The 7,195-nt window shown below is 45.1% G+C and carries 10 protein-coding genes; 6 read left to right on the forward strand and 4 right to left on the reverse strand.

The genetic code is table 11. The features are described 5' to 3' along the window. Positions 1 to 332: 332 nt before the first annotated feature. On the forward strand, positions 333 to 1,646 hold the full coding sequence (gene fabF / locus B5J94_RS10010) for a beta-ketoacyl-ACP synthase II (RefSeq protein WP_062500446.1): 1,314 nt from the start codon (positions 333 to 335) through the stop codon (positions 1,644 to 1,646). A gap of 54 nt (positions 1,647 to 1,700) precedes the next feature. Here fabF and B5J94_RS10015 read toward each other — a convergent pair whose 3' ends face one another. Then, a complete protein-coding gene (locus B5J94_RS10015; protein WP_062500449.1) occupies positions 1,701 to 2,186 on the reverse strand; it encodes a hypothetical protein in 486 nt (161 codons plus the stop codon). A 117-nt stretch (positions 2,187 to 2,303) separates the two neighbouring features. Then, positions 2,304 to 2,786, reverse strand: a complete 483-nt coding sequence (locus tag B5J94_RS10020; protein ID WP_062500452.1) for a hypothetical protein — start codon at positions 2,784 to 2,786, stop codon at positions 2,304 to 2,306. 163 nt (positions 2,787 to 2,949) lie between these two features. Here B5J94_RS10020 and B5J94_RS14530 point away from each other — a divergent pair, with 163 nt between their 5' ends. The 5 genes from B5J94_RS14530 to B5J94_RS10040 all read left to right on the forward strand — a co-directional run bounded on the left by B5J94_RS14530 (position 2,950) and on the right by B5J94_RS10040 (position 4,823). After that, positions 2,950 to 3,123 carry a helix-turn-helix domain-containing protein gene (locus B5J94_RS14530; RefSeq protein ID WP_211271078.1) on the forward strand — a complete coding sequence of 58 codons (174 nt, stop codon included), beginning with the start codon at positions 2,950 to 2,952 and terminating at the stop codon, positions 3,121 to 3,123. Further along, positions 3,120 to 3,332, forward strand: a complete 213-nt coding sequence (locus B5J94_RS14535) for a hypothetical protein (protein WP_211271079.1) — start codon at positions 3,120 to 3,122, stop codon at positions 3,330 to 3,332. The genes B5J94_RS14530 and B5J94_RS14535 overlap by 4 nt, the downstream gene beginning before the upstream one ends. A 139-nt stretch (positions 3,333 to 3,471) precedes the next feature. Beyond that, positions 3,472 to 3,612: a type B 50S ribosomal protein L36 gene (gene ykgO, locus B5J94_RS10030; protein WP_062500454.1), complete on the forward strand. Its 141-nt coding sequence runs from the start codon at positions 3,472 to 3,474 to the stop codon at positions 3,610 to 3,612. Positions 3,613 to 3,781: 169 nt separating this feature from the next. Further along, positions 3,782 to 4,240 carry a hypothetical protein gene (locus B5J94_RS10035; RefSeq protein ID WP_062500457.1) on the forward strand — a complete coding sequence of 153 codons (459 nt, stop codon included), beginning with the start codon at positions 3,782 to 3,784 and terminating at the stop codon, positions 4,238 to 4,240. A gap of 118 nt (positions 4,241 to 4,358) precedes the next feature. After that, positions 4,359 to 4,823, forward strand: coding sequence for a hemerythrin domain-containing protein (locus B5J94_RS10040; RefSeq protein ID WP_062500460.1), 465 nt, complete (start codon positions 4,359 to 4,361; stop codon positions 4,821 to 4,823). A 36-nt stretch (positions 4,824 to 4,859) separates the two neighbouring features. Here B5J94_RS10040 and B5J94_RS10045 read toward each other — a convergent pair whose 3' ends face one another. Together B5J94_RS10045 and B5J94_RS10050 are read right to left on the reverse strand one after the other, a co-directional pair. Beyond that, the gene (locus tag B5J94_RS10045; protein WP_062500463.1) at positions 4,860 to 5,582 is read right to left on the reverse strand and encodes a nitroreductase family protein; all 723 of its coding nucleotides are present in this window, start codon (positions 5,580 to 5,582) and stop codon (positions 4,860 to 4,862) included. A 150-nt stretch (positions 5,583 to 5,732) separates the two neighbouring features. After that, entirely contained in the window at positions 5,733 to 7,058 is a 1,326-nt protein-coding gene (locus tag B5J94_RS10050) for a polyamine export protein PaeA (protein WP_062500465.1), read from the reverse strand. Positions 7,059 to 7,195: the final 137 nt, after the last annotated feature.

The following is a 7,195-nucleotide window of genomic DNA, read 5'->3' on the forward strand; positions in this document are numbered from 1 at the left end:
TTTTGGGGTGCGGTTCAATTTTCGCCCTTTTTTATCAATTTTTAAAAACATACAAATGTAAACTTTAAATTTTGTAAAAACGTGTTAGAATAGGGCGTGCTGAACATTGATAACATTCTTATAAAAATAAGATGAAAATTTAACGCTTTTATCAATTTTTGCATGAAAAATGGCTAAATCTTGTTTTTCATCGTCAAAAACTTGTCTGATAGAATGACTATCAGCCTACGTTTTTTCCTTGAAAAACGGGCGATTTTTCCTATTTTTCATTGCAAATACCAATATTCAACACGCCCTAAGCCAATTTGTAACAAAATTTTTAGGAAAATGCCATGACTTCATTTGCACGCCCTGCCAAAACCCCACACCACGCACGCCCCGACCACGAACGTGTCGTCATCACGGGCATGGGGGCGATTACCCCTGTGGGCAATGATTTGGACACCATTTGGGCAAACTTGACAAATGGCGTGAGCGGTATTCGTGCCATACCTGATTTTGATGGCTGTGAGATGAGTGAATTTCGCTCTCGCATTGCAGGATTGGTTAAGGATTTTCATGCCAAAGAATTTTTGAACCCAAAAGAGATTCGCCGATTTGATGAATTTATGCACTACGCCCAAGTTGCGTCCGCCCAAGCCTTGTATCATGCTGGGCTGATTGATGATATCAAAGGCGACAGTCTGCCTATCAATGTGGACAGCGAGCGGTTTGGCGTGGTCATGGGGTCAGGGATTGGCGGTGTACAAACCATTGAGAACAGCCGTGATACCTTGCGTGAACATGGAGCAAAAAAAGTCTCGCCCTTTATTATCCCAGGTTCCATCGTCAATATGCCTGCAGGACTCATCGCCATTCGCCATAACCTAAAAGGGGCGAACCTTGCCACATCGACCGCTTGCACCACGTCCACGCACGCCATCGGGCTTGGGGCAAGGCTCATCGCCTATGGCGACTTGGACGCGGTGTTGGTGGGCGGTAGCGAGAAGGCAAGCACACCGCTTGGACTGTCGGGCTTTGGGGCGATGCACGCCCTATCCACTCGCAACGATGAACCCATCCGAGCCTCTCGCCCCTTTGATAAGGACAGAGACGGCTTTGTGCTTGGGGACGGTGCAGGGGCACTGGTACTAGAAAGCCTCGCTCATGCCAAGGCTCGTGGGGCAACGATTTTGGCAGAAGTGGTCGGCTTTGGCATGAGTGATGACGCAAGCCACATTACCGCCCCACCAACAGACGGCAACGGGGCAAAACGTGCAATGATAAACGCCCTAGCAGACGGCGGTATCAATGCGGATAAGGTCGGCTATATCAACGCCCACGGCACAAGCACGCCCGCAGGGGACGTGGCGGAGAGCAGTGCCATCGAGAGCCTGTTTGGCAAGGATATTCTAGTCAGCTCCACCAAGTCCATGACAGGGCATTTGCTTGGGGCAGCAGGGGCGGTAGAAGCCATCTTTACCGTGCTTGCCTTACAGCACCAAACTCTACCTCCCACCATCAACCTAGACAACCCAGACCCTGCTTGTACGCTAGACTACATTCCCCACACGGCAAGAGAGGTCAGTGGCGTGGATTATGCCATCTCTAACAGCTTTGGCTTTGGTGGGACAAATGGCAGTTTGGTATTTAGGCGTTGGGTTTAAAAATCCAAAAGCCCTGTCTTAGAACAGGGCTTTTTATAGATAGACCTGGCAGAATTATTTCACTTTAACCAATTTGCCTTGGTTGTTTGATTTTAGTTTAACTGTTCTCTTTTTTGACGGGCAACAGCTCGGGTCGCTATCGGCATAAGATACTTCTGTAACATGGATAATGCCATTGACCACTTTAACATTGCCTGATAATCCTACCAAATACACATCGCCTTTTTTATACTGGTTTTTGCCCGTTGCCAAAAATGTCGCCACTTCAAAACTGCCCGTGGTATTATGACAGTTTAGCTCTTCACAATAATACAGCGAGACTATCGCATCTTTTTTGCCATCTTTATTGATGTCAGCATAAATAATGTCTTTTTGCGACAATGCGTACGTATAGGCATCTTCACCATTATACTCTATCTCTTCTTGATTTATGGCGTGTACTGTTTTATTGGCTTGTTTATTTACTAGGCTGTTTAGGCTCTCTGCATGGGCGGTACTGGCTAACAACAAGATAGCAGGCAGTAGATAGGCTAATTTCATCATTTTCTCCGTGGTATGGCTAAGTTGGGTTTAAATCATCAAGTTAGAGCAAGATGATTTAATTATCTATCATTATAGTCAAAAAAGCACTAAGATAAAACACTTGTTATCAAGATTTTATTTATCATCGCCCCATAGCTTTTCTTTGTAACTTCTGGGGCGTTTAAGATTATAATTGTGTTTTTGCTGACTTTGGACAGCATCAACCACCGCAAATATCCCCACTATTGCCACCAATCCTTTCGTTAGCAAGGCAAATATAGATGTTTTGCCTTCTGTGGTAATTTTAGTCTCAATCACCTTACCTATGTCGGCAGATTCTAATTTATTCAAATCAAATTGAGCGATAAACTCCATTTGATGTTGATGAGATAATTTTGAAAATTCAATGGCTTCTTTATGAAACTTATCACCCACACCCAAGATGAGTTTTTGAAAATTAGCCGAAACCGCCGTTAGCAACTCTTTGTCAGATTCGCTCCATTCGACAGGGGGTTGTGATAAATATTCTTGGACAATCGGCAAATGTTTGATGATTTGTTCGGCAGTGGTGGCGGTAGCAACGGTTTGTAAAACTGGCAAAGCGGTAACAGGTATCATGACATATCCTTGGCTAAGTAGACGATTTATGCACTTTAACCACTTTTGACTTGTCAAAACAGAAAAAATGCCTTAGTATTATAATCTATCCCTAATATTACACAACCAACCCTAAGTAACACCAAAAACCCACTTTTAGGGATACACACAGGACAAGTAAGCCATGCCATTACATGACAACATTCGTAAATTTAGAGAGCAAAAACAGTGGTCGCAAGAATACATGGCAGAACAGCTTGGACTGTCCAAAAACGGCTATGCCAAGATAGAGCGTGGCGAGAGTCGCCCAAGCCTTGATAGATTGAACAGATTACGGCGGTGTTTGGGATTGGTATGATTGATTTGTTTAGTGATGAACGCCAAAGCATTTGCTTAATTAGTGAAAACAGCCAGCACAGCTCCAACTATTATCATAGCGACAACGCCCTGATTTTGGAAAATGAGAAATTAAAATTAGCCCTTACCCACAAAGATGAACTACTCGCCCAAAAGGACGAACAAATTACCCTATTAAAAAATATGGTTGCGGTGTTACAGTCATCTTAATTTACCATTTAACCCCCCCCCTTTTACACGAATAATTTACAAAAATTATTCTCAATACTCTTGTTTTTTGCTTATTTTTGATATATTATAACATTTTATTTATCTTAGTTATTTATCCCAGCTCTGACAGGAGAGTGTCATGCAAGTATTATCATCACTAAAATCCGCCAAAAACCGCCACGAAGATTGCCAAGTGGTTCGCCGTCGTGGTCGCACCTTTGTCATTTGCAAATCCAACCCCCGTTTTAAAGCCGTACAAGGTGGTAAAAAACGCAAATAATTGGGCGTCATGCCATTCCAAACCGCTCTTTATGGGGCGGTTTTTTTTGTAATTACTTATTTTAAAATGTCGCTGTTTTGTACAGATGGGCGGGCTTGCGTTGTCAAGGGCGGGTTATTTTGTTATGATAATCGTGTTTATGCTACACGCCCTTTATTAGGAAAATACCATGAAAATCAAAGCCTTATCTTTGTTAGCTCTAACTACCTTTGCCCTAAGTGCTTGTGTGAGCACCACTGGCACCAACAACGCAACGCCCAACGTATATAGCACCACGCAAGGCGGACAAACGGTCAATATTGACGTCTCTGAGCTTGGCGGCTTGCAGGGGGCATTTAACAATGCCCTATCCCAAGCCGTTGGCGAACTCAAAAAGCCAACCATATTAACCAACATCACCAATTTCACCACCGAGCGTAAGACAGTACAAGGCAAAGAATACGCCATGCTCTACTTTCACACCGCTGATGACAAGGTGTATATCGGGCGTGCCAATCCTGCCGACCTAACCCAAGAGAAAATTGACCGCTTTAAAAAGGTCAAAGGAGCAACGGTCATCGGGGCTATCCCCGCACAAGGTCAGCCGAACCACTTTGTCATTCGTGATATTAAGGATTTTGTGTATTAATAGATGGATTAAAGGCATGGGGCAACTCATGCCTTTTTGACATTAGCATTTAATTTTCAAATTGGACTTTAAAACCAACTAAAACAACCAACACACCAACCACAAGGAGCGACAAGCCATGAGCCAGTCAGACATTTTTAGCACACTCATTCATCATCACGACATTCAGCGTAAACTGTGCCAAGATTTTCAACGTGCCATCAGCCAACAAGACCGCCCCAAAGCCGAAAGTGCCTTTATTCCCCTAAAAAACGAGCTAGAAGCCCACGCCGCCGCCGAAGAGCGTCATCTGTATGTGCCTGTGATGGCGTTTGATGATGGGTTAGAACTCTCTCGCCACGCCATTGCCGAGCATCATGAGATGGACGAGATGATGGCGGTGCTGTCCGATGGACGAACAGGGGACGAGCGGTTTTTTAAGGCGGCACAAGAGCTTATTGATGAAACCTTGCACCATTTAAAAGAAGAAGAAAATGAGTTTTTCAAAGAAGCCAGAAAACTGCTTGACAAACCCACCCAAGAGCGACTGGGCAAGTTATATCAAGCCGAACATCAGGCATTTGAAGATAAGCATGGGGAGTGATGAGATTTGGCGGATAACACTATCCGCCTTTTATGACTAAATCTGCCGATACACTTCATCAAACGGCACACGAAACCGCTCGCCCCATACGCCCTGCTCGCTACGCACACCGCACGACACCACCATGTTAATCTCGGCAGTGGCAGGCAGTCTAAGCAGGGTCTTTATCATCGCCCCATCAAAGCCTTCCATAGGGCAAGTATCAAGCCCACGCTCGCTCATGGCAAGCATGAACGTCTGAGCGACCAGCCCACAACTTTTGTGCATGACGATACGAATGTCATCTTTTGAGACGTCCTTTTGCATGGGGCGAACCTTTGAGATGGCACACGCCACGCCCTTTCTTGCCGTCCCCACCAGTGGCACATCTTGGGTATAGAGCAGGGGCATGAGCCGATTATAATAATGGTCAAACTTCTTAATACGTCTGTCCACCTTGTGAGCAGGGCTATATGTACGCACATTTTCGCGCTCAAAGGCAAACACCGATGTGGCACGCTGTCTGTGCAAATCAGGGCGTATCACGAACACCACCATTTGGTCGGCGGTCGTGGCAGAGCTTTGGGATAGGCAGGCTTTGGCGAGTGTGGCAAGTGTGGCTTTATCGGTGATGTGATAGCACTCGTACAGTTGCATGTTAGAGCTGGTCGGGGCAAGCGTGGCAAGGGCTAGGCAATCCTTGACGATGTTGGGGTCAATCGGCGTGGGTAGGTACTCACGCACGGCACGGCGATGGTGCAAGATGTCAGATAGGGTCATAATCTAAGTCGGTTGGGTGTGAAATAAATATTATAGCATGGTTGGTGCAGTGATGATTTGGCATTTTTGCATAAAAATTTTTGCATAAAAAAGGGCGAATTATTCCGCCCTTTAACATATGTTTAAACATCTTTAAAAATGCATATCACCCTACATCCAGCCCCTATCCGCCACTTCTTCGGTATCGCTTGGCAGACGAGTTACCAGCACTTGGTCAATCTTATAATGGTCAATGTCCACCACTTCAAATTTTAGATTTTCATGCACGACAAAATCGGCAGGGCGTGGAATCTTCCGCAAGCGATACATGATAAAGCCCGCCAACGTCTCATAGTGATCCCAATCTTCAAACTCCACCACATCAAGGGCGTGCTTGACATCATCAATCGGCGTGCTACCGTCAATGAGCCATGAGTTTTCATCACGGCGGATAATCTGCTGTTCTTCTTCAATGGGCGACCCCCAGTCTCCCATGACCGTCATCATGATGTCGGACAATGTGATGACCCCGACCACCCACGCATATTCGTTGATGACGACCGCAAATTTTTCTTTACTGGCACGAAATTTATCCAAAAGTTCGGACAAAGTGAGCGTATCAGGGATAATCAGCACGTTACGAATGGTAGATTCATTAAGCTGTACAAACGATTGGTTGTTGAGTAGCCTTACCAAAATGTCTTTGGTGTCCACATAGCCGATGACTTGGTCAATGGTCTCATTACACACCAAAAATTTGGAATACGGAAACTCGGCTATCTTTTGTCGCATGGACTCTTCGGACTCGCCCAGCGTAAAATACACCACGTCTTCACGCACGGTCATCGATGACGGTACGGTACGCTCTTCTAGCTCAAAGACATTTTCAATAAAATGCTGTTCTTGTTGCAGCACCACACCTGCTTCTGCCCCTGCGTCCATAATGGCGGAGACGTCATCAAAGGTAATACTCTCTTCTCGCACGGTATTGATTTTGAACAGGCGAAATGTGGTATTGGCAATGCCGTTGATAATCCACACAAGCGGTTTGACCACCTTGATGACCACCAACATGGGATTGATGACCGCTAGGGCGACCTTTTCGGGGTTTATCATCGCAATGCGTTTGGGAATCAAATCAGCATATAGGATAAAGATAAGCGTTACCACCGCAAAGCTCGTAAAAAAGGCGATACTCTCTGTCCATTGCCCTTGATAAAACTGTCCGATAAACTGGGCAAAATAAGGACGTAACGCCCCTTCTCCCACCGAACCACCAAGGATAGCAACCGCATTTAGACCGATTTGGCTTGTCGCAAAAAAGTCCGCCGAATTTTCTTGCAAGTGCATGATTTTGTCGGCACGAGTGTCGCCCCCTTCGGAGATGAGTTTTAATTTCAATTTTCTTGCCCCTGCTAGGGCAATCTCAGAAATTGAAAAAAAACTTGACACCAATATCAATATGGCGATCAAAAATAAATGTTGTAATAAATCCATGTGAATGCTCAAAATGTTTTGTCATAATTTACCCTGCTCTCAACCTTATAAGTCGTATGGTAGGGTGCGTACCACGCACCTTTTAAATAGAAAATCTTATTGGTGCTTGATACGCACCCTTGTATATCTCCAATGAG

The sequence above is a fragment of the Moraxella lacunata genome (genome assembly GCF_002027545.1).
GTDB lineage: Bacteria > Pseudomonadota > Gammaproteobacteria > Pseudomonadales > Moraxellaceae > Moraxella > Moraxella lacunata.

Excerpts from the sequence above, each read along its gene's own strand:
- B5J94_RS10040 (WP_062500460.1), top strand. The coding sequence starts at position 4,359 with ATGAGCCAGTCAGACATTTTTAGCACACTCATTCATCATCACGACATT.
- fabF (WP_062500446.1), top strand. The coding sequence starts at position 333 with ATGACTTCATTTGCACGCCCTGCCAAAACCCCACACCACGCACGCCCC.
- B5J94_RS10015 (WP_062500449.1), bottom strand. The coding sequence starts at position 2,186 with ATGAAATTAGCCTATCTACTGCCTGCTATCTTGTTGTTAGCCAGTACC.
- B5J94_RS14535 (WP_211271079.1), top strand. The coding sequence starts at position 3,120 with ATGATTGATTTGTTTAGTGATGAACGCCAAAGCATTTGCTTAATTAGT.
- B5J94_RS14530 (WP_211271078.1), top strand. The coding sequence starts at position 2,950 with ATGCCATTACATGACAACATTCGTAAATTTAGAGAGCAAAAACAGTGG.
- ykgO (WP_062500454.1), top strand. The coding sequence starts at position 3,472 with ATGCAAGTATTATCATCACTAAAATCCGCCAAAAACCGCCACGAAGAT.
- B5J94_RS10050 (WP_062500465.1), bottom strand. The coding sequence starts at position 7,058 with ATGGATTTATTACAACATTTATTTTTGATCGCCATATTGATATTGGTG.
- B5J94_RS10020 (WP_062500452.1), bottom strand. The coding sequence starts at position 2,786 with ATGATACCTGTTACCGCTTTGCCAGTTTTACAAACCGTTGCTACCGCC.
- B5J94_RS10045 (WP_062500463.1), bottom strand. The coding sequence starts at position 5,582 with ATGACCCTATCTGACATCTTGCACCATCGCCGTGCCGTGCGTGAGTAC.
- B5J94_RS10035 (WP_062500457.1), top strand. The coding sequence starts at position 3,782 with ATGAAAATCAAAGCCTTATCTTTGTTAGCTCTAACTACCTTTGCCCTA.